The organism is Pseudomonas sp. FG1, from assembly GCF_034313875.1.
In the GTDB taxonomy this organism is placed as follows: Bacteria; Pseudomonadota; Gammaproteobacteria; order Pseudomonadales; family Pseudomonadaceae; genus Aquipseudomonas; species Aquipseudomonas veronii.
Map to the genome: position 1 here is coordinate 5,738,849 of NZ_JAVIWP010000001.1, position 24,694 is coordinate 5,763,542.

At 61.8% G+C, this 24,694-nt stretch carries 25 protein-coding genes and 4 tRNA genes; 12 read left to right on the forward strand and 17 right to left on the reverse strand.

All coding sequences use genetic code 11. The features are described from left to right. Positions 1-11 precede the first annotated feature (11 nt). The 11 genes from RGV59_RS26305 to RGV59_RS26355 all read left to right on the forward strand — a co-directional run bounded on the left by RGV59_RS26305 (position 12) and on the right by RGV59_RS26355 (position 6,941). Positions 12-605 carry a DUF1566 domain-containing protein gene (locus tag RGV59_RS26305; protein WP_322247109.1) on the forward strand — a complete coding sequence of 198 codons (594 nt, stop codon included), beginning with the start codon at positions 12-14 and terminating at the stop codon, positions 603-605. A gap of 57 nt (positions 606-662) precedes the next feature. Then, entirely contained in the window at positions 663-1,016 is a 354-nt protein-coding gene (locus RGV59_RS26310) for a four helix bundle protein (protein WP_322247110.1), read from the forward strand. Between the two features lie 213 nt (positions 1,017-1,229). Continuing rightward, on the forward strand, positions 1,230-2,387 hold the full coding sequence (locus tag RGV59_RS26315; RefSeq protein ID WP_322247111.1) for an RNA-directed DNA polymerase: 1,158 nt from the start codon (positions 1,230-1,232) through the stop codon (positions 2,385-2,387). A 44-nt stretch (positions 2,388-2,431) separates the two neighbouring features. Next, a complete protein-coding gene (locus tag RGV59_RS26320) occupies positions 2,432-3,367 on the forward strand; it encodes a hypothetical protein (RefSeq protein ID WP_322247112.1) in 936 nt (311 codons plus the stop codon). An 80-nt stretch (positions 3,368-3,447) separates the two neighbouring features. Further along, positions 3,448-3,759, forward strand: a complete 312-nt coding sequence (locus tag RGV59_RS26325) for a hypothetical protein (protein WP_322247113.1) — start codon at positions 3,448-3,450, stop codon at positions 3,757-3,759. 4 nt (positions 3,760-3,763) lie between these two features. Then, on the forward strand, positions 3,764-4,120 hold the full coding sequence (locus tag RGV59_RS26330) for a hypothetical protein (RefSeq protein WP_322247114.1): 357 nt from the start codon (positions 3,764-3,766) through the stop codon (positions 4,118-4,120). A 49-nt stretch (positions 4,121-4,169) separates the two neighbouring features. Further along, a complete protein-coding gene (locus RGV59_RS26335) occupies positions 4,170-4,640 on the forward strand; it encodes a class I SAM-dependent methyltransferase (protein ID WP_322247115.1) in 471 nt (156 codons plus the stop codon). 50 nt (positions 4,641-4,690) lie between these two features. Next, a complete protein-coding gene (locus RGV59_RS26340) occupies positions 4,691-5,311 on the forward strand; it encodes a hypothetical protein (RefSeq protein WP_322247116.1) in 621 nt (206 codons plus the stop codon). 36 nt (positions 5,312-5,347) lie between these two features. Next, positions 5,348-5,569, forward strand: a complete 222-nt coding sequence (locus RGV59_RS26345; RefSeq protein WP_322247117.1) for a hypothetical protein — start codon at positions 5,348-5,350, stop codon at positions 5,567-5,569. A gap of 2 nt (positions 5,570-5,571) precedes the next feature. After that, positions 5,572-5,805 (forward strand): hypothetical protein, encoded by a 234-nt coding sequence (locus RGV59_RS26350; RefSeq protein ID WP_058419760.1) that lies wholly within the window; start codon positions 5,572-5,574, stop codon positions 5,803-5,805. Further along, entirely contained in the window at positions 5,805-6,941 is a 1,137-nt protein-coding gene (locus RGV59_RS26355; RefSeq protein WP_198865680.1) for a tyrosine-type recombinase/integrase, read from the forward strand. Before RGV59_RS26350 ends, RGV59_RS26355 begins: the two co-directional genes overlap by 1 nt. A 120-nt stretch (positions 6,942-7,061) precedes the next feature. On the opposite strand, the gene RGV59_RS26360 is transcribed toward RGV59_RS26355, so the two are convergent. Continuing rightward, positions 7,062-7,138: transfer RNA gene (locus RGV59_RS26360), tRNA-Val, on the reverse strand. Between the two features lie 184 nt (positions 7,139-7,322). Here RGV59_RS26360 and RGV59_RS26365 point away from each other — a divergent pair. Further along, positions 7,323-8,606 carry an NAD(P)/FAD-dependent oxidoreductase gene (locus RGV59_RS26365; RefSeq protein ID WP_017847687.1) on the forward strand — a complete coding sequence of 428 codons (1,284 nt, stop codon included), beginning with the start codon at positions 7,323-7,325 and terminating at the stop codon, positions 8,604-8,606. A gap of 224 nt (positions 8,607-8,830) precedes the next feature. On the opposite strand, the gene RGV59_RS26370 is transcribed toward RGV59_RS26365, so the two are convergent. The 16 genes from RGV59_RS26370 to leuB form a co-directional block, all read right to left on the reverse strand. Then, a tRNA-Asp gene (locus RGV59_RS26370) sits at positions 8,831-8,907 on the reverse strand. Between the two features lie 105 nt (positions 8,908-9,012). Next, positions 9,013-9,089: transfer RNA gene (locus tag RGV59_RS26375), tRNA-Asp, on the reverse strand. 55 nt (positions 9,090-9,144) lie between these two features. Next, positions 9,145-9,220 (reverse strand) — tRNA-Val (locus RGV59_RS26380). 107 nt (positions 9,221-9,327) lie between these two features. Then, positions 9,328-10,092 (reverse strand): SDR family oxidoreductase, encoded by a 765-nt coding sequence (locus RGV59_RS26385; protein WP_017847688.1) that lies wholly within the window; start codon positions 10,090-10,092, stop codon positions 9,328-9,330. Between the two features lie 11 nt (positions 10,093-10,103). Beyond that, positions 10,104-11,315 carry an O-succinylhomoserine sulfhydrylase gene (locus RGV59_RS26390; protein WP_126586347.1) on the reverse strand — a complete coding sequence of 404 codons (1,212 nt, stop codon included), beginning with the start codon at positions 11,313-11,315 and terminating at the stop codon, positions 10,104-10,106. Positions 11,316-11,380: 65 nt separating this feature from the next. Then, complete coding sequence (purF, locus tag RGV59_RS26395) at positions 11,381-12,886, reverse strand: amidophosphoribosyltransferase (RefSeq protein ID WP_017847690.1); 1,506 nt, start codon at positions 12,884-12,886, stop codon at positions 11,381-11,383. 41 nt (positions 12,887-12,927) lie between these two features. Next, positions 12,928-13,485: a CvpA family protein gene (locus tag RGV59_RS26400; protein WP_026140123.1), complete on the reverse strand. Its 558-nt coding sequence runs from the start codon at positions 13,483-13,485 to the stop codon at positions 12,928-12,930. 257 nt (positions 13,486-13,742) lie between these two features. Next, positions 13,743-14,396: an SPOR domain-containing protein gene (locus tag RGV59_RS26405; RefSeq protein ID WP_046486756.1), complete on the reverse strand. Its 654-nt coding sequence runs from the start codon at positions 14,394-14,396 to the stop codon at positions 13,743-13,745. After that, entirely contained in the window at positions 14,380-15,687 is a 1,308-nt protein-coding gene (folC, locus tag RGV59_RS26410; protein ID WP_017847694.1) for a bifunctional tetrahydrofolate synthase/dihydrofolate synthase, read from the reverse strand. The genes RGV59_RS26405 and folC overlap by 17 nt, the downstream gene beginning before the upstream one ends. After that, positions 15,684-16,604 carry an acetyl-CoA carboxylase, carboxyltransferase subunit beta gene (accD, locus tag RGV59_RS26415; RefSeq protein ID WP_017847695.1) on the reverse strand — a complete coding sequence of 307 codons (921 nt, stop codon included), beginning with the start codon at positions 16,602-16,604 and terminating at the stop codon, positions 15,684-15,686. The genes folC and accD overlap by 4 nt, the downstream gene beginning before the upstream one ends. 244 nt (positions 16,605-16,848) lie before the next feature. Then, positions 16,849-17,481 (reverse strand): phosphoribosylanthranilate isomerase, encoded by a 633-nt coding sequence (locus RGV59_RS26420; protein WP_126586349.1) that lies wholly within the window; start codon positions 17,479-17,481, stop codon positions 16,849-16,851. Between the two features lie 64 nt (positions 17,482-17,545). After that, positions 17,546-18,370 (reverse strand): tRNA pseudouridine(38-40) synthase TruA, encoded by an 825-nt coding sequence (gene truA / locus RGV59_RS26425; protein ID WP_046382638.1) that lies wholly within the window; start codon positions 18,368-18,370, stop codon positions 17,546-17,548. A gap of 158 nt (positions 18,371-18,528) precedes the next feature. After that, positions 18,529-21,081 carry a FimV/HubP family polar landmark protein gene (locus RGV59_RS26430; RefSeq protein ID WP_126586351.1) on the reverse strand — a complete coding sequence of 851 codons (2,553 nt, stop codon included), beginning with the start codon at positions 21,079-21,081 and terminating at the stop codon, positions 18,529-18,531. 162 nt (positions 21,082-21,243) lie between these two features. Next, entirely contained in the window at positions 21,244-22,254 is a 1,011-nt protein-coding gene (locus RGV59_RS26435; protein ID WP_017847699.1) for an aspartate-semialdehyde dehydrogenase, read from the reverse strand. Between the two features lie 175 nt (positions 22,255-22,429). Further along, positions 22,430-23,542: an aspartate-semialdehyde dehydrogenase gene (asd, locus tag RGV59_RS26440; protein ID WP_017847701.1), complete on the reverse strand. Its 1,113-nt coding sequence runs from the start codon at positions 23,540-23,542 to the stop codon at positions 22,430-22,432. Between the two features lie 64 nt (positions 23,543-23,606). Beyond that, positions 23,607-24,689: a 3-isopropylmalate dehydrogenase gene (gene leuB / locus RGV59_RS26445; RefSeq protein WP_017847702.1), complete on the reverse strand. Its 1,083-nt coding sequence runs from the start codon at positions 24,687-24,689 to the stop codon at positions 23,607-23,609. Positions 24,690-24,694 lie beyond the last annotated feature (5 nt).

Below are 24,694 nucleotides of genomic sequence, written 5' to 3' on the forward strand. Positions count from 1 at the left end.
AGGAGCATCCCATGCAAGCAAATCAACTGACCACCTACACCCGCGGCGATCTTATGATCAGCAGCCCGGATGAAGCTGTAGTGCTGAAGCTGGCAACGCTGGCCATCACCACCGCGCCGACTATTGCGGCAAGCGGCATCCCAGCCATCGGCGAATACTGGCCCGGTGAGGGCGGCGTGAACGGCGGCCTGTTCCCTGGCGGAGGAAAGCCCTACTACCTGATTGTGCCGATCGGCAGCGATGCAGAGGCGACCCATGAGTGGGGTAGCTACGGCGATGAACTTGACGGCGCGAAATCCCCATGGGACGGCCAGGCGAACACCGCTTACCTCGCCAGCAGCAACCGAGAGCACGACCACCCTGCCGCCCAGTTCTGTGCAGCCTTCGAGCGTGATGGGCACAAGGACTTCTACCTCATGGCTCGCCGTGAGGCTTCCTTCCTCGAAATAACCGTGCCGGACGTGTTTGCCCAGGCGTACCACTGGACCAGCACGCAGCGCTCCGCCAACGGCGCCTACTTCATGGGCTTTGTTGTTGGCTGGCTCGTCAACGGCGACGAGGTCTACGTGCGGCTCGCGCGCCCTGTCCGCAGAAAGTTTATTTGATCATTCAATTCTTCATTCATGGGCGCGGCAGCGTCCTCGCTTTTCAGGAGTCCAGGGATGGCGCTGCATACGGATTTGGAAATCCACAAAGTCGCCGAGGAACTGCTCGGGCTTTCGCTTGACCTGGTGCGCAATATCCCACGCGACCTGAAACAGGTTGTCGGGGCAAAGATCCGGGACGAGTGCTTGCAGGTCTTGGTGCTGATTGGCAGGGCCAATATGACCCGGGACAAACTGCCACAGATCAACCTGCTGCTGGAAAGCATTTGGATGCTCAACTACCTGCTGCGCGCCCTCACCAACCGAGGGTTGATCAGCAAGGGGCAGCACGCCAAAGCAATGATGATGACGGCCTCAATAGGCCGCCAGGCCAACGCCTGGAAGAAGTCCGCAGCCGCGCCCGCTGCTTGAGGGTCAAGGCCCTCTTGCCTGTGCGCCAAATCTGGTCGAGCCGCTGACCTCTGGGTCACCGCCATGCGCAAAAACAGATACCGCCGGTCTAAAGCGTCCGTGCAGGTCTGGCGCAGTTTCCAAGCTGATCGGCGCTGCCTTCGGTTTGGCGATGTAGATAGCTCGACAGGTCGCAGCGCTCCGCCAACAACGCCTACAACATGGACTTTGAAGATGGCTGGCTCAACAACAACGACAAGAACAACGAGCGGCTCGCGCGCCCTGTCCGCAGATTTAAGTGTTGCCCCCTTCCAGTTCGAGGATCTCGTCCAGGCTTACTATGACTGCCGACGCAACAAGCGGAACTCCGCAAGTGCCCGGCTGTTCGAGAAGGACATGGAGATCAACTTGCTGGAGCTGCACGACGACCTGATTGCCGGCACTTACCGGCCAGGCCGATCCATCTGTTTCGTGGTCACCCGACCAAAAGCCCGCGAGGTATGGGCAGCAGCCTTTCGGGACCGCGTCGTCCACCACCTGCTGTACAACCATGTGGCACCGCGCTTCTACGCAAGCTTCATAGCGGACAGTTGCGCATGCATTCCAGGGCGCGGCACGCTGTACGCCGCTAAGCGCCTTGAGTCGAAGATCCGCAGCGCCTCGCAGAATTGGTCAAAGCCGATCTTCTACCTCAAGTGCGACCTGGCCAACTTCTTCGTCGCCATCGACAAGGCGGTGCTGCGCAAGCAACTGGAGGCCAGGATCACCGAGCCCTGGTGGCTGGCCCTGGCCACGCAGATCCTCATGCACGACCCGCGCGAGGATTACGAGACCCGCAGCCCCGCGCGCCTGTTCAACCGGGTGCCGCAGCACAAGCGCCTGGTTGCGCAGCCCGCGCGCCTCGGCCTGCCGATCGGCAACCTGTCGTCGCAGTTCTTCGCCAACGTCTACCTCGACGCCCTGGACCAGTTCGCCAAGCACCAACTGGGCGCCAAGCACTATATCCGCTACGTCGACGACTTCGTGTTCCTGCATGAGTCGCCGCAGCAGCTCAATCGGTGGCTGACTGAGGTCGAAGCATTCCTACCCAGGCTCGGCGCCAAGCTGAACCCCACCAAGACGATCCTGCAGCCCGTGGATCGCGGCATCGACTTCGTTGGCCACGTCATCAAGCCGTGGCGGCGATCGACCCGTAAGCGGTCGCTTGCCCAGGCGCTGAAGCGAACAGCCGCGGCGCCGGCCGAGGATCTGCGCGAGACCGCCAACAGCTACTTCGGCCTGCTCAGCCAGGCCAGCCATAGCCATAAAGACCGGGCAGCACTCGCTCGGGTCGTGCTGAAGCGCGGCAACAGCGTCAACGCGGCGCTGACCCAGACCTACCAGAAGAAGTAACTCCACCACTCCACCGCCCGGGCATGGCCCGGCAAGGACTCCCCATGCCTACAGAAAACAAACTGCTGAGCCTGGCCACCGGTCACGATCTCAATCAATGGAGGCTTGTGCCGGTTGAACCGACCGAAACCATGGTGATAAACGGCTTTGAATCGGAGCCGGACGAGTGCTTTTCCAATGAGGAAGTCTGGGAGCAGTACCAGGAGATGAGCGGCTGCCAGCAAGCAGCGTTCCGCGCGAAACTGTGCTGGGCCGCCATGCTCGCTGCCGCCCCTGTGTCACCGCAAGCTGAACTCGACCGCGCTGTCGCCGAGCGCGGCGCCAACCCAGAACCCGACCCAGTGCTTTGCAAGTTCTACGACGTGTCGGACTGGCCTGGCCTTGTGCGCGAGCTGGTCGGACATATGGCTCAGCTTCAGGACTCAGCCAAGCGCAACGTCAAGCCTTGGGAAGACACATTCCCGCCGACCCTTTTGCCGGCTTACATCGAGCGAGTCAATTCAGAGAATTCAGCCGCCCAGCCAAAAGGCGAGCAGTTGGCCTGCATGCCGGTGGAGCGCTGCTACGACGTCCGCGCGAAGATGATCATTGCTTTCAACGAAGCCAGGAAAAACGGCGGTGATTTGGATGACGCCCTCGACGCCGCATACAAGTCGGCCTTGCGCTATTCGCCAACCCCAATGAGCGCCGAGCAGCCCGCGCCGGTAGCGGTGGTGCCCGATGGCTACTGCATCATGCCCCGCCAACTTACCGCTGAGAATGGCGCCAAATCCTTGCTGCTCGGCGAGTTCAAGCTGCTGATCACCAAAGAATGCCCTGAATGCTGCGAGCTTGAAGAGCCAACCGAAGGCTGCTCAATCTGCGATGGCGAAGGCGAGTACGGGCAGAAACACACCATCCCGTGGGATCAGATCAAGTTCATCTACAGCAAGGCCGTATCGGGCCTGGCCGTGAAGGCTGAGTCAGCCAAACCCCGATAGGAGTACATCCGTACTCCACCCGCAAAACCTGTAGCCCCTCCCCCTTCAAAGTCAGCCGATATAGCGGCAAGGACGAAGTCATGCCCGTGGAAAATGGAAAAGAAGTATTCGAATTGAACGGCGGCCAACCTGCACCACCTCCATTACTCGCCTTCATGGTCGGCGACTGCGATTGGGTTGCGGCTGTAGATGAGGTAGGCGCACGTCGGGTGCTCGAAGAAATGAACGGCGAAGAGCCAGGCGCCTATGACGACTTGGATGTTGAGCTGGTCAGTGATGAATGGCTCGACAAGCCGTGGTGCGATGAAGATGACCGCACGAAGATCGTCGGCACGTTGCGCGAATGGCTGGCCGCCGCCACGGAGCCGGCATATCTCGCTGGGACGGAGTGAAGACATGAAGCTCACAGAGAAACAGCAACTCGTCCTCGATGAGCTGCGCAAGATCGGGCGGAAAAACGCCAACCTCTATCGAGACAGCCAGCCGTACCTGCATCAGAAGGATTGCGAGAAGCTGGCACTTGGTGACCAGGCGTGCGTGTTCGGCATGGGCGGCCTTAGCTATCAGGTTGGGCACCGCCTCGGCGTATCAGCATCTTCCGTGCTCAGCATCTTCAAGACCCTTCACCGAAAGGGCCTGGTGATTCGCGAAGAGAGCTATCCGGATTATCAGCGTGCGCGCTACTGGTGGCCGATTGGCCTGGCTGCCGAACTCGTCGCTGAACTGAAGACTGAAGACGTGGTGACGCCATGATCGCCAGCCTCTGGTTCGCCTACGTCTTCATCTACAAGGGGCAGAGGCCATGAACGCCCAAGTCCTCGATCCCTGCAGCGCCAGCCGCATGATGTGGTTCGACAAAGGCGACCAGCGCGCACTGTTCGGTGACATCCGCGATGAAGAGCATGTGCTGTGTGATGGCCGGGTGCTGAAGGTTGAGCCCGATGTGATCATGGATTTCCGTCACCTGCCCTTCCCCGACGCCAGCTTCAACATGGTGGTGTTCGATCCTCCGCACCTGGTGCGCGCCGGCCGCGAAAGCTGGCTGCGGCTCAAGTACGGAATCCTCACCGATGACTGGCGCGACGATCTGCGCAAAGGGTTCGCCGAGTGCTTCCGCGTTCTGAAGCCAGGCCAGTTCCTGATCTTCAAGTGGAACGAAACCCAGATCCGGGTCAGCGAAATTCTTGCCCTTACCGATGAGCAGCCGCTGTTTGGCCACAAGTCCGGTAAGCGAGAGAAAACGCACTGGATCACGTTCATGAAGCACCCCTAACCCCAATCCCCCTACATGCCTGCCGGTGAGCGGCGGGCGAGGTATTCGCTATGTCCGAAGAAACTGAAGCGCTGTATGTCGTCCACGCCCAGGGCCCCGACGATCTGTACGCGGCCGCCAGCAAAGAGGAAGCTGACACGCTGGCTGCCAAGCAGAACGAACTGGTGCCGATGGCGAATTGCATTGTGATCGTCAGTCCGTGGGCTCCGGTCGAGCACTGGAAAACCCTCGCCGAGCAGAATGCGGAAGACGCAAAGTACCTGCGCAGCGGGTGGCACGCCGACCTGAACCGGCTCAACGCTGCAAAAGCTGAAATCACCGCACTGAGCAAGAACGTGATCGACATGACCCGTGAGGACTTCGACGCAACGCTGAACAACCTCCGCCGGATGGGCGCCAGCATCGACGGCGACAACGCCTACAAGCGCGATCTGTGCGACTCGATTTTCGGGGCCCTGGCCTTCGGCGCACAAAACACCAACCCGCCACCGGCAGATCACTGGGGCCAGCGCTTCTGGGACATCGGCCGGGAGGAACGTGCGATGCAGGAAGAGCTGCTCGAAAGCCTATCCAACTTGGTCGGACTGGCGAAACTCGGGGCCGCCAGGCTCGACAAGTACCACGCAGCCCTTGCCCACGCCGAAGCAGTAATCGCCAAGGCCACCCGCTAACCAACCTTCTGCCGCCCAGCGCGGCAAGGACACCCCATGTTCGCAACGAAACTCACCCTGATCCTGCTGGGCGCTTTGCTGTACCTGGCCTGCACCGGTTACTGGTTCACCTGGCTCGGGCCTGACCTGCTCAGCACCGGCACCACCGAGGCGCTACTCGGCGCATTCGCCGGCACCTGTGCCTGGATGCTGATCTCCTTCGGCCTGGTCATCCACATCATCAAGACAGCGCGGCCCACAGCGGGCGGCGGGAGGTAGTTATGGCAAAAGTCCTGGCGCAAATTACGGTCAAGCTGCCACGCCTCATGGAGGCAGGCGAATACAGGAAGTTGCGGTACGTCGGCGGAAAGCCGAGCCTGCAGCAGTTGAAAAAATGGATCGAGGAAGGCGAAGTGATTGGAGAGGTAAAGGGCGGGATGTATTTCGTCGATGTGCAGGCTGCGGTCATGGGTTCGAGCGACCCGCTGCTGGCCAAGATGCTGGAGCTCGGCTGATGGCTGCCCGGCCCCGCACGCTGCAAAACAGAAAGCTGCCGCCAAACCTTTACCCGAACGGGAAGTATTGGCGGTATCGCAACCCGGTCACCGGGGTGATGACCAGCATAAACCGCCCACTGGAGGAGGCAATCAAGCTGGCCCGGGCGGCAAACCTCAAGTTCGCCGAGCTGGTTGTTGATGACGGTTCATTGCTGGCCGTACTGACCGGCGACCGCTTACCAATTGTGAGCAGCCTGCTGAAGCGCTTCGAAGAGGAATGGCTGCCTGACCGGTCATACGCGGCGCGCACGCTGGAGGAAATCAAGTTCAAGCTCGAGCGCTATCGGCAGGATCTGGGTGACAGGCTGATCGGGCAGTTGGATGTGCTGGCCATGGCCGAGTACCTCGACAATTTCAGCAACAACGCATACACGAAGCACCGCGGGCTATGGGTGCAGATATTCGCCTTTGCGGTAGCCAAGGGCCTGGCCGAGCGCAACAACGCTGAGCTGACCCTGGTGAAGAAGGAGGCGGAGAAGAAGCGGCAGCGGCACACGCTCGATGGATTAAAGCTGATCATCGAGGCCGTGACTACTCCGCCTTGGCTGAAGCGCGCGATTCGTCTTGCACTGACCAGCCTTCAGCGGCGGGACGACATCGTGACCTGGCTGAAGTCTGCAGCCGACATGGAGAAGAACACGCTTACCGTATCGCCGGGGAAAACCCAGGGTTACGAAAACCCAGTGCATTTGAAGATCACCATGGGCGCAGCGCTGCGGGAGGTGGTCGGGGAATGCATGCGCTCGCCACTCGCATCACCCTACCTGATCCACTACAAGCCCAAGGCCCGCCGGCGGGAGCAGATCGACGCCAAAGACCACTGGACGTCGGTGACACCTGATTACCTGACCAAGGAATTCAGTAAGGCCAGAGACGCCGCGCACGCCTACGACCATGTGCCGGCCGGTGAGCGCCCCACTTTTCACGAGATCCGCGCATTGGGTGCATGGCTGTACGAGCAGCAGAAATTCCCGCAGGAGTACATCCAGGCGCTCATGGGTCACGCGGACGAGAAGATGACAAAGCACTATCAGGAGGGGCACGACGAAAAGAAGATCGAGTACCTGGAGGTGGGTGCCGAATTGGCGTTCTAAGGTGGGAGTTTTGCAAAAGTTTTGCAAAAGTTTTGCAAAAGTTTTGAAAATCGCAGGCAACAAAAAAGGGCCCACCTTTCGGTGAGCCCTTCTAGACCGCCCAGCAGAGCGGATTTTGTTTGGTAGGCGCGATTGGACTCGAACCAACGACCCCCACCATGTCAAGGTGGTGCTCTAACCAACTGAGCTACGTGCCTGCTGTGAGGCGGCATTCTACGGAATTCCGGAGGGCTGTCAACATCTTTTTTGCAGCTAACCCTATGAATATGCGAATTTTTTATTTTCGGCCCGTACACCCGTATTTTTCGGGCGGCTGGCAGGCAATTTTCAACTCAGGTAGGATCGGGGCACTCGTAAAAAATATAAAACAGAGGTTCCAGGATGGCGAACACCCCCTACCCCCAGTCGTATTACGCCGCGTCGGCGAATGCGGCTCCGCCTCGCCCAGTGCTGCAAGGTGAAGTCGAAACCGATGTGTGCGTGATCGGTGCTGGCTACACCGGACTCTCCAGCGCGCTGTTTCTGCTGGAGAACGGTTTTCGCGTGACAGTCCTGGAGGCAGCCAAGGTGGGGTTTGGCGCGTCTGGCCGCAACGGCGGGCAGATCGTCAACAGCTACAGCCGCGATATCGATGTGATCGAGCGCAGCGTCGGGCCGAAGCAGGCGCAGTTGCTGGGACAGATGGCGTTCGAGGGCGGCAGGATCATTCGTGAGCGGATCGCCAAGTACCAGATTCAGTGCGATCTGAAGGACGGTGGAGTATTCGCCGCGCTGAACAGCAAGCACATGGGTCACCTGGAGTCGCAGAAGCGCTTGTGGGAGCGTTATGGCCATACGCAGCTGGAGTTGCTGGACGAGCGGCGCATCCGCGAGGTGGTGGCCTGTGACAATTACGTCGGCGGCCTGCTGGACATGAGCGGCGGACATATCCACCCGCTCAACCTGGCGCTGGGCGAAGCAGCAGCCGTAGAGTCCCTCGGCGGCACGATTTATGAGCAGTCAGCCGCATTGCGTATCGAGCGCGGCGCCAACCCAGTGGTACACACCGCCGAGGGCAAGGTCAGGGCGAAGTTCATCATCGTCGCCGGCAATGCCTACCTGGGGAACCTTGTGCCGGAATTGGCGGCCAAATCGATGCCGTGCGGCACGCAGGTGATCACCACCGCACCGCTGGGGGACGAACTGGCCAAAACGCTATTGCCACAGGACTACTGCGTCGAAGATTGCAACTACCTGCTCGACTACTACCGCCTGACCAGTGACAAACGCCTGATCTTCGGCGGTGGCGTGGTCTATGGCGCGCGGGACCCGGCCAATATCGAAGCAATCATCCGCCCGAAGATGCTCAAGGCCTTCCCGCAACTCAAGGATGTGAAGATTGACTACGCCTGGACCGGCAATTTCCTGCTGACCCTGTCGCGCTTGCCGCAAGTCGGTCGCCTGGGCGACAACATCTATTACTCCCAAGGCTGCAGCGGCCACGGCGTGACGTACACGCACCTGGCGGGCAAGGTACTGGCAGAGGCCCTTCGAGGCCAGGCAGAGCGTTTTGACGCGTTTGCCGACCTGCCGCACTACCCGTTCCCCGGCGGGCAACTGCTGCGCACGCCGTTTGCCGCGATGGGCGCCTGGTATTACGGGCTACGGGATAAGCTGGGGTTCTGATGGGAAGGCTTGCCTGGGATGCTGGCACGGCGCACTCAGCCGACATCATCGCAGGCAAGCTTGCGTCCACAGGGGCTGAGGTAGCTTGCCGACACGCGCCGATCAATGCTGAATCGCAGACACAAAAAACCCCGGTCTTTCGACCAGGGTCTTTGCTATCGGGTCAAAGGCAGCCAACGGCTTTCTTTGTGCTGCAAGGCGTTCAGTGGGCCTTGAAGCAGATATGGCGCAGCGGACGGGACTCGAACCCGCGACCCCCGGCGTGACAGGCCGGTATTCTAACCGACTGAACTACCGCTGCGTATCGCTTGACCGGCCGAACGTAAACCCTCGACCGTCTTTAAACATCTGGCTGATCAGCCTTGGCTGTTCAACCTCAAGCCCGACGAATCGAACCTGGAAAATATGGCGCAGCGGACGGGACTCGAACCCGCGACCCCCGGCGTGACAGGCCGGTATTCTAACCGACTGAACTACCGCTGCGCGTCGGTGCAACCTTTAACGTTGCGTCTTACCCTAGGGCAAAACTCTCAAGAAGTGGTGGGTGATGACGGGATCGAACCGCCGACCCTCTGCTTGTAAGGCAGATGCTCTCCCAGCTGAGCTAATCACCCTTTGCTTCGTTGAGGCCGCGAAATTTACGCAGATAGCGGACCTAAGTCAATAGCCTGCTTGAAGTTTTTCTGAAAAAGACAAAATAGTTTCAAGACGGCTACCCACCCTACTCGCTGTAAATCATCTTCTTGCTCATGCCGCCGTCCACCACAAACTCCTGCCCCGTGACGAACCCGGCCTGGCGCGACAGCAGCCATGCCACCAGCGCCGCCACGTCCTCCACCGTGCCAACCCTGCCCGTCGGGTGCTGGGCGTGGTCGGCGTCGGTCAGCGGCTCTGCGCGACGGGCTGCCGGATCACGCGCATCGATCCAGCCAGGGCTGACGGCGTTGACCCGCACTTCCGGGCCAAGGCTCATCGCCAAGGCGTGTGTCAGGGCCAGCACGCCGCCCTTGCTCGCCGCGTAGGCTTCGGTGTCCGGCTCCGACTGCCGAGCCCGGGTCGAGGCCAGGTTGACGATCGCACCGCCATGGGCGCGCAGGTACGGCGCACAGTGCTTGGCCAACAGCATCGGGCCGCTGAGGTTCACCGCCAGCACGCGATTCCAGGAGGCCAGGTCAAGGCTTTCAAGGGTGATATTGCGCGGGTCGGCCACCGCCGCATTGCACACCAATGCGTCCAGGCGCCCGAACTGCCCGAGCACTTCAGCGACGCCCTGGGCGACTTGCTTCTCGTCGGCCACGTCCATGGTGATAAACCAGGCGTTCTCGCCGAGCACCTTGGAGACCTTGGAGCCGCGCTCGCGGTCCAGGTCGGCCAACACCACCTGCCAGCCTTCGCTGATCAGCCACGCCGCGATCCCCAGGCCAATGCCCCGGGCAGCGCCCGTCACCAGCGCGACGCGGCCGTTACCGCCCGCAGCCGCTTCCATGGACCACTCGATCACAAAGCCGCCAGCCCACGGGCCAGATCAGCCTGCAAGTCAGCGACGTCTTCAAGCCCCACCGCAACACGGATCAGGCTGTCGCGAATACCCGCCGCTTCCCGCTCCTGCGGCGCCAGGCGGCCGTGGGACGTGGTGCCGGGATGGGTAATGGTGGTCTTGCTGTCACCCAGGTTGGCGGTGATCGAGATCAGGCGCGTCGCGTCGATAAAGCGCCAGGCGCCCTCTTTGCCGCCTTTCACTTCAAAACTCACCACCGCACCGAAGCCGCGCTGCTGGCGCTGGGCCAATGCGTGCTGCGGATGGCTCTTGAGACCGGCGTAGTGAACCTTCTCGATACCGTCCTGCTGCTCCAGCCACTCGGCCAGGGCCTGGGCGTTCGCGCAATGGGCTTTCATCCGCAGGCTGAGAGTCTCCAGGCCCTTGAGGAAGATCCATGCATTGAACGGGCTCAGGGTCGGGCCGGCCGTGCGCAGAAAACCCACCACTTCTTTCATCTGCTCGCTACGCCCCGCCACCACACCGCCCATGCAACGGCCTTGGCCGTCGATGAACTTGGTCGCCGAATGCACGACAACATCCGCACCCAGCTTCAACGGCTGTTGCAACGCCGGCGTGCAGAAGCAGTTGTCGACCACCAGCATGGCGCCTTTGGCATGCGCGACTTGCGACAGCGCGGCGATGTCCACCAACTCGGCCAGCGGGTTGGACGGCGACTCGACGAACAGCAGCTTGGTATTGGCTTTGATTGCTGCATCCCAGCCGGAAAGATCCGCCAAAGGCACGTAGTCCACTTCAATACCGAAGCGCTTGAAATACTTTTCGAACAGGCTGATGGTCGAACCGAACACACTGCGTGACACCAGCACATGGTCGCCGGCGCTGCACAAGCTCATGACCACCGCCAGGATCGCCGCCATGCCGGTCGCCGTGGCGACCGCCTGCTCAGCGCGTTCCAGTGCGGCGATACGCTCTTCGAACGCGCGCACGGTCGGGTTGGTGTAACGGGAATAGACGTTGCCCGGCACTTCACCGGCAAAACGCGCAGCGGCGTCGGCAGCGGTGCGGAACACATAGCTGGAGGTGAAGAACATCGGATCACCGTGCTCGCCTTCCGGCGTGCGGTGCTGACCGGCGCGCACAGCCAGGGTATCGAAAGCTACGCCATCGAGGTCGCTGTCCAACCGACCGGCATCCCATTCCTGACTCATGCTGCGACTCCTTACTCAATGCTTTGTTTAAGATACAAAACCGGCCCCTCAGGGCCGGTGTTCACTCAATTGTTGTACAGATCGATGATCGCACTGACCGCCTGGGTCTTGATCTTCGACGAGTCGTTACGCGCCTGCTCGATCTTGTTCAGGTAAGCCTCATCGACATCACCGGTCACGTATTTGCCGTCGAACACCGCGCAGTCGAACTGCTCGATCTTGATCTTGCCACCGCCGACCGCTTCGATCAGGTCGGAAAGGTCCTGATAGATCAGCCAATCGGCGCCGATCAGATCGGCTACGTCCTGGGTCGTGCGGTTGTGGGCGATCAGCTCGTGGGCGCTCGGCATGTCGATGCCGTACACGTTCGGGTAACGCACGGCAGGCGCGGCGGAGCAGAAGTACACGTTCTTCGCGCCAGCTTCGCGGGCCATCTGGATGATCTGCTTGCAGGTGGTGCCACGCACGATGGAGTCATCCACCAGCATCACATTCTTGCCGCGGAATTCCAGTTCGATGGCATTGAGCTTCTGGCGTACCGACTTCTTGCGCGCCGCCTGGCCAGGCATGATGAACGTGCGGCCGATGTAGCGGTTCTTGACGAAGCCTTCACGGAACTTGACGCCCAAGTGGTTGGCCAGCTCCAGCGCAGCGGTACGGCTGGTATCCGGGATCGGGATCACCACGTCGATATCGTGTTGAGGGCGCTCGCGCAGGATCTTGTCGGCCAGCTTCTCGCCCATGCGCAGGCGCGCCTTGTACACCGAAACGCCGTCGATGATCGAATCCGGACGCGCCAGGTAGACGTGTTCGAAGATGCACGGGGTGAGTTTCGGCGCAACAGCGCACTGACGGGTGTGCAACTTGCCATCTTCGGTGATGTACACCGCTTCGCCCGGTGCCAGGTCGCGGATCAGGGTGAAGCCCAGCACGTCCAGGGACACGCTTTCGGAGGCGATCATGTACTCGACGCCTTCATCGGTGTGACGCTGGCCGAACACGATCGGGCGGATGCCGTGCGGGTCACGGAAACCGACGATGCCATAACCGGTGACCATCGCCACTACCGCGTAACCACCGACGCAACGGTTATGCACGTCGGTGACGGCGGCAAACACATCTTCTTCGGTCGGCTGCAGCTTGCCGCGCTGGGCCAGCTCGTGAGCGAACACGTTGAGCAACACTTCCGAGTCAGAGTTGGTGTTGACGTGGCGCAGGTCAGATTCGTAAATCTCCTTGGCCAGCTGTTCAACGTTGGTCAGGTTACCGTTATGCGCCAGGGTGATGCCGTAAGGCGAGTTGACGTAAAACGGTTGAGCTTCGGCCGAGGTCGAGCTACCGGCAGTCGGGTAGCGCACATGGCCAATGCCCATGTGCCCGACGAGGCGCTGCATGTGACGCTGATGGAACACGTCACGTACCAGACCATTGTCCTTGCGCAGGAATAACCGGCCGTCATGGCTGGTCACAATACCGGCAGCGTCCTGGCCGCGGTGCTGGAGGACGGTTAGCGCGTCATACAGCGCCTGATTGACGTTCGACTTACCGACGATACCGACGATGCCACACATGCGACGCAACCCCTACTTAATGAATCTTGACTGAACACTGCTTACTGAGGCGTTTTGGCCGGTAAGAGGTGCTCCTTGAACGGAAGATCAGCGGGCACGCTGATCCCGCTGGCCAGCCACTGACTGCTCCACCCCAAAATGAGGTTCTTGGACCAATCTGCAACCAATAGAAATTTTGGCACGAGTACCGACTCCTGCCACCACGAATCCTGCTGTACTGGCCCCAGGCTCAACAGCCCGACCGCCACGACCACCAGCAACGCGCCACGCGCAGCGCCGAAGGCCATGCCGAGAAATCGATCGGTCCCGGAGAGGCCGGTGACACGTATCAACTCGCCAATAAGATAATTGACCATTGCTCCCACCAGCAGCGTGGCGATGAACATGATGGCGCAGCCCGCGATGACGCGAGCCGAAGGTGTCTCGATGTACCCGCTCAAGTAGACCGACAGCGAACCGCCGAACATCCAGGCGACGACTCCTGCAATGATCCAGGTCAGCAACGACAGTGCTTCTTTTACGAAGCCGCGGCTTAGACTGATCAAAGCGGAGATGGCGACGATTGCGACGATCGCCCAATCAACCCAGGTAAATGGCACGGTGCAGCCTACAGACGGATAAGGCGGCGCATTTTAGCAGAGCGCCGGGCTATCGGTAAGCTGTGATTGCGGGTGCTTTGCAAAACAATAGTTTGTGACGAGTTAAGCGCATTTCAAGGCCCACTCGAAACCAAAGTGGAAGGGGGCTGGCTCCCGATGGCGGTGGGTCAGTCAGCACAACCGATACTGATCGACCGCCATCGGGGGCAAGCCCCCTCCCACATTTGACTGCATTCCAAGCTGAAAGCGGCGTGAACTCAGCCGCGTTCAGGCTGGAAACGCACCACAAAACCGTTGAGATTCTGCTGACGCCCCAACAAATCGCGCAGGCGGTCCGCCTCGGCACGCTCGATCAACGGCCCGATAAACACGCGGTTCTTGCCATCGGCGCTGCGGATGTAAGCGTTGTAGCCCTGGCTGCGCAGTTTTTTCTGCAAGGCCTCGGCGCTTTCGCGATTGGCCAGGCTGGCCAACTGGATCGACCAACTGATCGGCAGGCCATTCGGGTCGATACGGCTCTGACCCACGTCCGGCTTGCCCGGCGCAGCGGGTTGCGGCGCGACCGGCTTGGGGGCAGGCGCTGGCGCGGCGGGCTTGGCAGCGACGGCAGGCGCCGGCTTGACCACTGGAACACTCGGCTGCACCGGCATCGAAGGGGCCGGCTGCGCGGCCAACTCCTCATCGGCCGGCACCGGCTCTTCTTCAGGCAATGCCTGCGGCTCAGGCACCACCACCGGCTCAACCTGCACCTGAGGCACGGCCGGCGCCTGGGGCGCTGCCGGGGCCTCGACGACCACCTGGCGCTGTTCGTCCTGACGGGAAAACAGCATCGGCAGGAAAATCACCGCCAAGGCCACCAGCACCAGGGCACCGACCATCCGCTGCTTGTATGCGCTATCCAGTAATGCCATGTGCAGCTTCCTCCGTGGAGCGCCGGGCCAACCATTCGAGCGCCTCGGCAACACAATAAAATGACCCGAACAACAGAATCTCATCCTCGGGCGTGGCAACCGCACACTGCGCTTCAAGGGCCGCAGTGACACTTGCATACGACGCCACGCGCGCACCAAGGTTCTGCAAGGCCGCCTCAAGCTCGGCGGCCGGACGGCTACGCGGCGTGTCCAGGGGCGCCACGGCCCAGGCCTGGACATTCCCCAGCAACGGCGTCACTACGCCCTCCAGATCCTTGTCGGCCAGCAAGCCGAACACCGCCAGGCGGCGACCGACCGGCGCTGTACGCGACAGGCGTTGCGCGAGGTATTCGGCGGCGTGGGGGTTGTGCCCCACATCCAGCAGCAGGTTCAGGCGCTTGCCCTGCCAATCGAAGGTTCGGCGATCCAGACGCCCAACGATCCGCGTCGCCAGCAATGTACGAGCAATCTGCGCAGGATTCCACGGCAGATCCAATAGCAGATAGGCTTGCAGAGCGAGCGCGGCGTTTTCCATCGGCAGGTTCAGCAGCGGCAAGTCATGCAACTCTACGAGCTGGCCGCGCGCATCACGCCCGCGCCACTGCCAATGCTCAGCACCGACCTCAAGATTGAACTCACGCCCGCGCAGGAAGAATGGGCAATCCAGCTCCCGCACCCGGTCGAGCAACGTCTGCGGCGGGTCCAGATCACCGCACAGCGCAGGCTTGCCCTGGCGGAAGATGCCGGCCTTTTCATAGGCCACGGATTCACGGGTATCGCCCAGGTAGTCGACATGGTCGACACCGATGCTGGTGACCAGCGCCAGGTCGGCATCCACCACGTTGACCGTATCCAGGCGCCCGCCCAGGCCCACTTCAAGCACGACCACGTCCAGGCGCGCCCGTTCGAACAGCCAGAACGCCGCCAGAGTGCCCATCTCGAAGTACGTCAGGGAAATCTCACCGCGCCCGGCATCGAGCGCGGCGAAGGCTTCGCAGAGCTGCTCGTCAGTGGCTTCCACACCATTGAGTTGCACCCGCTCGTTGTAGCGCAGCAGGTGCGGCGAGCTGTACACGCCGACCTTCAGGCCTTGGGCCTGCAGCAGCGCTGCGACAAAGGCACAGGTCGAGCCCTTGCCGTTGGTCCCCGTCACCGTGATCACTCGCGGCGCCGGGCGGCCCAACCCGAGGCGGGCCGCTACCTGTTGCGAGCGCTCCAGGCCCATGTCGATGGCGGACGGATGCAACTGCTCAAGGTAGGCGAGCCATTCGCCCAGGGTACGTTGGGTCATAGGTTTGCAGGCACCGGCGGCACGACGATCGGCTCAACCTTCGGCGCGATGTAGACCGGCGTCGGCAGGCCCATCATTTGCGCGAGCAGGCTACCCAGGCGTGGACGCAACTCGCCACGGGCGATGATCATGTCGATCGCACCGTGCTCTAGCAGGAATTCGCTGCGCTGGAAGCCTTCCGGCAGTTTTTCGCGAACGGTCTGCTCGATCACACGCGGGCCGGCAAAGCCGATCAGGGCCTTGGGCTCGCCGACGATCACGTCGCCCAGCATCGCCAGGCTGGCGGAAACACCGCCGTACACCGGATCGGTCAGCACGGAGATGAACGGAATGCCCTCTTCCCGCAGACGCGCCAGCACCGCGGAGGTCTTGGCCATTTGCATCAGGGAGATCAGGGCTTCCTGCATGCGCGCACCACCGGAGGCTGAGAAGCAGATCATCGGGCAGCGGTTTTCCAGGGCGTAGTTGGCGGCGCGCACGAAACGCTCGCCGACGATGGCACCCATGGAACCGCCCATGAAGGAGAACTCAAACGCCGACACCACGACCGGCATGCCCAGCAGCTTGCCGCTGACCGAAATCAGCGCGTCTTTCTCACCGGTCTGCTTCTGTGCAGCGGTCAGGCGGTCCTTGTACTTCTTGCCGTCACGGAACTTGAGGCGGTCAACCGGCTCCAGGTCCGCGCCCAGCTCGTTACGGCCGTCGGCGTCGAGGAAAATGTCGATGCGCGCGCGAGCGCCGATACGCATGTGGTGGTTGCACTTAGGGCAAACGTCCAGGGTCTTTTCCAGCTCCGGGCGGTACAACACCGCGTCGCAGGATGGGCATTTGTGCCACAGACCTTCAGGAACCGAGCTTTTTTTCACCTCGGAACGCATGATCGAAGGGATCAGTTTGTCTACTAACCAGTTGCTCATGCTTTCTTTCTCCAGTACCGGTGGCTTGAACACAGCCCCGCGTATGCCCTTGAGCTAAATTCATATGTGGCGATGACACATGCAAGACGGGGTCAGACGTTCGACCAGCCATTTCCCGCATGTTTCCTCAGCCTTCCAGACAACCTGCCCGTGCAGGGTTGCCACTTCATTTCCGGGCCTCCCGCAGGGGGCACCGGGCTGTTTTACACAGTGGTAGTTATGGACGGCGGCAGACTGCCAGCCGTCACATCGCGCCATCGCTGTTGCGCACAGCCTGCATGAATGCGCGAATCTTGCCGTGGTCCTTGATGCCCTTGCCCTGCTCTACCCCACCGCTGACATCCACGGCATACGGCCGGACCTGCTCGATCGCCGCCGCGACATTGGCGGGGGTAAGCCCGCCGGCCAGGATGATCGGTTTGCTCAACCCCTCGGGGATCAGCGACCAATCGAAGGCTTCGCCGGTGCCGCCGGGTACGCCTTCGACGTAGGTGTCCAGCAGTATCCCGCGCGCGCCGGTGTAGGCCGCGCAAGCGCCGGCGACATCATCCCCGGCTTTGACTCTCAACGCCTTGATATACGGACGCTGGTAGCTTTCGCATTCGTCAGGGCTTTCATCGCCGTGAAACTGCAACATGTCCAGTTGCACGGCATCCAGGGTTTCGTTGAGTTCGCAGCGGCTGGCATTGACGAACAAGCCCACGGTGGTCACGAACGGCGGCAGTGCGGCGATGATCGCCCGCGCCTGCAGCACATTCACCGCCCGCGGGCTCTTGGCATAAAACACGAAACCGATGGCATCCGCCCCCGCTTCGACTGCCGCCAGCGCGTCTTCTATGCGGGTAATCCCACAAATCTTGCTGCGAACGGCTGACATGTCGTGGAAACCTCAGGGGTTGAACCGAGAAAGTCCCGGATGGTAACAAAAGCTTTTCCGGGCGTCAGCCGCCAAGTTCGCTGAAACCTGTGAGGAAGTGTGGCCCGATGAAGCGCTGCGGCAGCTCGAACTCGTCGCGGTACTCCACTTCCACCAGATACAGGCCAAACGGATGCGCCGTGACACCGCCGGTCCGCCGAATACGGCTTTCCAGTACTTCCCTGGCCCACTCCACCGGGCGCTCGCCGGTGCCGATGGTCATCAACACACCGGCAATGTTGCGCACCATATGGTGCAGGAACGCTCCGGCGCGGATATCCAGCACGATCATCTTGCCGTGACGCGTCACCCGCAAGTGATGGACTTCCTTGATCGGTGACTTGGCCTGGCACTGGCCGGCACGGAACGCGCTGAAATCATGGACGCCAACCAGATGCTGCGCGGCTTCGGCCATGCGCTCGGCATCCAGCGGGCGGTGGTTCCAGGTGATTTCTTCGTTGAGGTGCGCCGGGCGGATCTGATCGTTGTAGATCACATAGCGGTAACGCCGGGCGATCGCCTTGAAGCGCGCATGAAAGTGCGCCGGCATGACCTTGGCCCAACTGACACTGACGTCATGGGGCAAATTGATATTAGCGCCCATCACCCACGCTTTCATCGAGCGCTCGGCCTGGGTGTCGAAGTGAACCACCTGGCCGCAGGCGTGGACGCCCGCGTCGGTACGCCCGGCGCACATCAGCGATACCGGCGAGTCGGCGACTCTGGACAGGGCCTTTTCCAGGGTTTCCTGCACCGTCAGCACGCCGGACGCCTGGCGCTGCCAGCCGCAATAGCGCGAACCTTTGTATTCCACGCCCAGGGCGATGCGGTAAAAGCCTGCAGCCGCCATTTCGGCAGCCGGGTTATCTATATTTGCCAAGAACTGAGAGCCTGATGAGTTGCGCAAAGGCGGGCATTATAAGGCGCTGCGCCCCAGACGCCATGTGTTTGGTACCGGCAATGCAAAACGGCGGCCCGAAGGCCGCCGTCTGGGTCACCCCGTGGCGATTACACCAGTCGGCCAAGCATTTCCTTGGCTTCGCCGCGCTGGGTTTCATCGCCCTCGGTCAGCACTTCGGAAAGGATATCCCGCGCGCCATCCGTATCGCCCATGTCGATATAGGCCTGGGCCAAATCCAGCTTGGTTGCGACCTCATCGGTGCCGGAGAGGAAGTCGACCTCCGGTTCGTCACCGCCCAGCGCCGCGTCTTCGGCGGTGAAGGACGGCTCGATCGGCGGGTTTTCCAGGCTCTGGGACAGACGATCGAGCTCGGCGTTGACGTCATCCAGTTCCGAGGCGAACGCATCGGGTTTGGCCGCCGGGGCGTCCGGCTCGTCAGCCAGGGACAGGTCGAAGTCTTCCGGCAGGTCGAGGTCGTCCAGGGCAGCCGGGGTCAGGGTCGGCGGTTCGACCGGCGACACGTCCTTCATCTGATCTTCAAGCCCCGAGAGGAAGTCGTCATCGGACTGGGACGCCGGCGGGTCCAGTTGCAGGTCGAGGTCAAAGTCCGACAAATCTTCCGGGCTTGGCTTGGCATCGGTCTGTTGCTGCAGCAGCGCTTCGAAGGTCTGCTGATCGGTCTTGTCCAACGCCGCTGGCGAAGCCGCCTCCAGCTCGTCCAGACTCAGATCGAAATCAGTATCGAACGGCTCCGCTTCTGCCGTCGCTTGCGGCGCGGCGGCCGGCTTGTCTTCCAGCAGATCCTTGACGTATTGAGCGTCCATCGCGGCGGCGGCCACGGCGGCACTCACTCCCGCCGCCAACACGGCCATGGCCGGGAAGCGCGACTTGAGCTGCTCGACCTGGGCATGGTTTTCACCATTGGCCACCAACTGACGCTCCTGGACGACAAAACCGTCCTTGTCGTTCTGCAGGCCGTAGACTTCCATCAGTTTCAAGCGCAGGTCGCTGCGCTTGGGTTCGTACTTGATGGCTTGCTCCAACACATCGGCCGCCTGGTTCAAGTGACCGCGGTCGATATGGGATTGGGCCTGGACCAGCGCATCATTGGAGTTTTCCGGCGCTACGGCGCCAGCCAGTGGCGCAAGCACCGAGGCCGCGCTTGGTGCCGCTGCCGGCGCGACCACAGGTGCCGGCGTAGGCGCAGGCGCGGCGGTCAACGTCACGTTCGGGGCCGGTACTTCCAGGCCAGCGAAGCTGTCCGGTGGCAGATCAAGGTCGATGTTCGAGGTGAATTCCGGCTCTTCGGACAGGGCCCGCGCCATGCGCAGGTGCTTTTCTTCTGCGCGACGGGCATTGCGATGACGCGCCCACAGCAACAGGAGCAACAACGCCACCAGGCCGGCCGCGCCGCCGATGACGCCAAGCACAATCGGGTTGGTCAGCAGTTCGTTGAATTTGTCTTCGCTGGTCGCAGGCACGGCGTCGGGCTTGATCGGCTCGGCCACCGGGGCCGCGGTGGCGGCCGGCTCAGCGGGCGCGACTGCAGCGGCCGGCGGCTCACCTGCCAACTGCGCGGGCATGACCGCAGTCGCCGGGGTTGCCGGGGCGCCTTTTTCAGCCTGCAACCTGGCCAGTTGATCGTTTTTCAGCTGGATCAGCTTTTGCAGCTTGTCCAATTGGCTCTGCAGGTCTGCGGCGCGACTTTTCAGTTCTTCGTTGTCACGGCGTGTGGTGTCGAGCTGTTCCCGGGCCATCGCCAGCTTGTCGCTCAGGGCCTGGCCATCACCCGCCTTGCCCTTCGCGCCCTTCTTGGCGGAGTCGGCCGAAACCAGACTCAAGTTGTCCTTGGCGTTGGTGCTCGCCGGCGCATTACCAGCCTGGGTGCGCTTGGTGGCGTCCAGTTGTTGCTTACCGGCCGCCTGATGGGGCGCGGCACGGCGGCCCTGGCGCCAGGCGACGTTCTGCGCGGTCACTTCGGCAATGGCCTTGGACTGCGGTAACGCCGTGCTTTGTACGGTATCCGGCAGGCGCAGCACGTGGCCGGTTTTCAGACGGTTGATGTTGCCGCCGATAAAAGCGTCAGGGTTGAGTGCCTGGATCGCCAGCATGGTCTGCTGCACCGAAGCGCCATTACGGTGCTTCTCGGCGATTTCCCATAGCGTGTCACGGGCCGTGGTGGTGTGCTGGGCCGGCACGCTCAACGCGGGCGCGCTCAAACGCGGCGTGGCTGCGCTGTTGGTCGGCGTCGACTGGTCGAACTTGGCCGGGTCGAGCAGCACGCTGTAGTCACGCATCAAGCGGCCATTGGGCCATTGCACTTGCAGCAGGAACCGCACGTAGGCATCAGGCAACGGCTTGCTGGACGTGACACGCACCACACTGCGCCCGGCCGGGTTGATCACCGGAGTGAACGTCAGGTCATTGAGGAACGCCTGGCGATCGACGCCGGCATCGACAAACGCCTGGGACGACGCCAGGCTCGGGGTGATCTCGGAGGCCGTGAGGCCGCCGACGTCGAGCAATTCGATTTCCACCGACAACGGCTGGTTCAACTTCGACTTGAGGGTCATCTCCCCCAGCTGCAGCGCCTGCGCCATACCGGAGGACAGCGCCGAGGCGGCCGCTATTGCTAACACCAGTTTGCGAACTTGAACCATAGCCTCATCCTTTGTTTGAACACTCCCCGGCCTGCGAGAAGGTTGGTAACCGTTGCCATAAGGCACGGCGAGCCGATAGGTCACCGACACGCAACTGTTCCTGCTTGGGGCCAAGCATAGCGCCTGGTTAGAATCAATCTACAAATTGCCGCCAAGTATCTTTTACACAAGGCCTTTTATCAACAACTGCGCCAGCTGCACCGCATTCAGTGCGGCGCCTTTACGCACGTTATCTGACGTCAACCACAGATTTAGTTCCGCCGGATCGTCCACCCCCGCACGCACTCGTCCGACGTAGACTACATCCTGGCCGACGGCATCACCCACCGCTGTCGGGTAATCCCCCTCCTCCACCCGCTCGATACCCGCTGCGGCGTCGAGCGCACGGTTGACGGCGGCAAGGTCGACCGGCGAACCCAATTGCAATGACACAGTCAAGCTATCGCCAAAAAACACCGGGGCTTGAACGCAAGTCGCAGAAATCTTTAGTAAAGGAGTTTCCAGCACCGCGCGCAGTTCGTGTACGAGACGTTTCTCCAGCGCTGTATGACCTTGGGCATCCGGCGTGCCGACTTGTGCCAACAGGTTGAATGCCATCTGCCGATCAAAGAATTTGGGCTCCAGCGGGCGCACATTCAGCAACTCGGCGGTTTGGCGCGCCAGCTCGCTGACTGCTTCACGGCCCTGGGCAGACACCGCCAGATTGGCGGTAACGCTGACACGCTGGATATCCAGAATCCCGCGCAGCGGCGCCAGCACCACCGCCAGGTTGGTCGCGGACGGGCTCGGGCTGCCGAGCTGGAACGGCTTTTTCAAGCCCTCCAGCACATGGGCATTGGCTTCCGGCACCACCTGAGGCGCTTGCGCGGCCGGCAATGCGCCCGACAAATCGATCACCGAACAGCCGGCCGCCGTGGCGCGTGGGGCGAAGCTCAGGGTCACCGCCGGGCCGGCGGCGAAAAACGCCAGTTGCGCCTTGCTGAAGTCAAACTCATCGACTTCCCGCACGCGCACGTTCTTGCCACGGAACGGCACCGACGCGCCCGCGGAGTTGCTGCCCGCCAGCAGGTACAGGGTGCCCACCGGGAAAGCCAGCTCTTCGAGGATCTGCACCAGGGTTTCACCGACGGTGCCGGTGGCGCCGATCACGGCGATATCAAAGGTCTGGGTCATGGGAGCTGCCTCGGGCATTGCGGGGGGAGCGGCACTTTACCGGGTGGTGGGGGGTGAGGCAATTGGGCTGGGCCTTGCGGTGCGACGATTCGACTTGCTCCCGATGCCTTCCTGAAAGCCAACAAAAAACCCGCGCCTGTCACCAGTCGCGGGTTTTTCTTAGTGCCTCAAGCGATCAACGCTCCAGCAGAATCCGCAGCATGCGCCGCAGCGGTTCGGCCGCGCCCCACAGCAACTGGTCGCCGACGGTGAACGCGCCCAGGTACTGGGTGCCCATGTTCAGCTTGCGCAGACGCCCCACCGGAACATTCAGGGTGCCGGTGACCTTGGTCGGGCTCAGCTCCTGCATGCTGATTTCGCGGCTGTTCGGCACCAGCTTGACCCAAGGGTTGTGCTGGCTGATCAGCCCTTCGATATCGGCGATCGGCACGTCTTTGTTCAGCTTGATGGTCAGCGCCTGGCTGTGGCAGCGCATGGCGCCGATACGCACGCAGATGCCGTCCACCGGGATCGGGCTCTTGAAGCGACCGAGGATCTTGTTGGTCTCGGCCTGGGCCTTCCACTCTTCACGGCTCTGCCCGTTCGGCAGTTCCTTGTCGATCCACGGGATCAGGCTACCGGCCAACGGCACGCCGAAGTTCTCGGTCGGGTAAGCGTCGCTGCGCATGGCTTCGGCCACACGGCGGTCGATGTCGAGGATCGCGCTGGCCGGGTCGGCCAGTTGATCGGCGACCGCCGCGTGGGTCGCGCCCATCTGCTTGATCAGTTCGCGCATGTTCTGCGCGCCGGCGCCGGACGCCGCCTGATAAGTCATGGCGCTCATCCACTCGACCAGGCCGGCTTCGAACAAGCCGCCCAGGCCCATCAGCATCAGGCTGACGGTGCAATTGCCGCCGATATAGTTCTTGGTGCCAGCGTCGAGTTGCTGGTCGATGACCTTGCGGTTGACCGGGTCGAGCACGATCACCGCATCGTCCTGCATGCGCAGGCTGGACGCGGCATCGATCCAGTAACCCTGCCAGCCGGCTTCGCGCAGCTTGGGGAACACTTCGCTGGTGTAGTCGCCGCCCTGGCAGGTCAGAATCACATCGAGGGTTTTCAGCTCTTCAATGCTGTAGGCGTCCTTGAGCGGCGCAATATCCTTGCCCACGGACGGCCCTTGGCCACCCACGTTCGAAGTGGTGAAAAACACCGGCTCAATAAGATCGAAATCCTGCTCTTCCAGCATCCGCTGCATGAGCACGGAACCGACCATACCGCGCCAACCGATCAGACCTACACGTTTCATCGCAACTACACCTTGTTAAAAAGTGGGCCGACTTGCAGCAACAACTGCAAGCGGGCCCGAGAGATTACAGATTCCGCAACGCGGCGACTACTGCGTCACCCATTTCTTGCGTACCGACTTTGGTGCAACCCTGCGACCAGATGTCTCCGGTGCGCAAGCCCTGGTCCAACACCAGGCTCACGGCCTTCTCGATGGCATCCGCCGCGTCGCCCAGGTTGAAGCTGTAACGCAGCATCATCGACACCGACAAAATGGTCGCCAGCGGGTTGGCGATGCCAAGGCCTGCGATGTCTGGCGCCGAACCGTGGCACGGCTCGTACATACCCTTGTTGTTAGTGTCCAGGGATGCCGACGGCAGCATGCCGATGGAACCGGTGAGCATCGACGCCTGGTCGGACAGGATGTCGCCGAACAGGTTGTCGGTGACGATCACGTCGAACTGCTTCGGCGCGCGCACCAGTTGCATGGCGGCGTTGTCGACGTACATGTGGCTGAGTTCGACGTCCGGGTAGTCCTTGGCGACTTCTTCGACGATTTCGCGCCACAGCTGGCTGGAGGCCAGGACGTTGGCCTTATCGACCGAGCAGATCTTCTTGCTACGCACGCGGGCCATGTCGAAACCGACCCGGGCGATACGGCGGATTTCGCTCTCGCTGTACGGCAGGGTGTCGTAGGCCTGGCGCTCGCCATTCGGCAGCTCGCGCACACCGCGCGGCGAGCCGAAGTAGATACCGCCGGTCAGCTCGCGCACGATCAGGATATCCAGGCCCGCCACCACTTCCGGCTTGAGGCTCGACGCGTCGGCCAGTTGCGGGTAGAGGATTGCCGGGCGCAGGTTGCCGAACAGGCCCAGTTGCGCGCGGATCTTCAGCAGGCCGCGCTCAGGGCGGATGTCACGCTCGATCTTGTCCCATTTCGGGCCACCCACGGCGCCGAGCAACACGGCGTCGGCCGCACGGGCGCGGTCCAGGGTCTCGTCGGCCAGGGGCACGCCGTGCTTGTCGATGGCCGCGCCGCCGATCACGTCGTGGCTCAATTCGAAGCCCAGGTTGTACTTGGTGTTGGCCAGTTCCAGGACTTTGACCGCTTCGGCCATGATTTCCGGACCAATACCGTCGCCTGGGAGAATCAGAATCTGCTTGCTCATGCGTT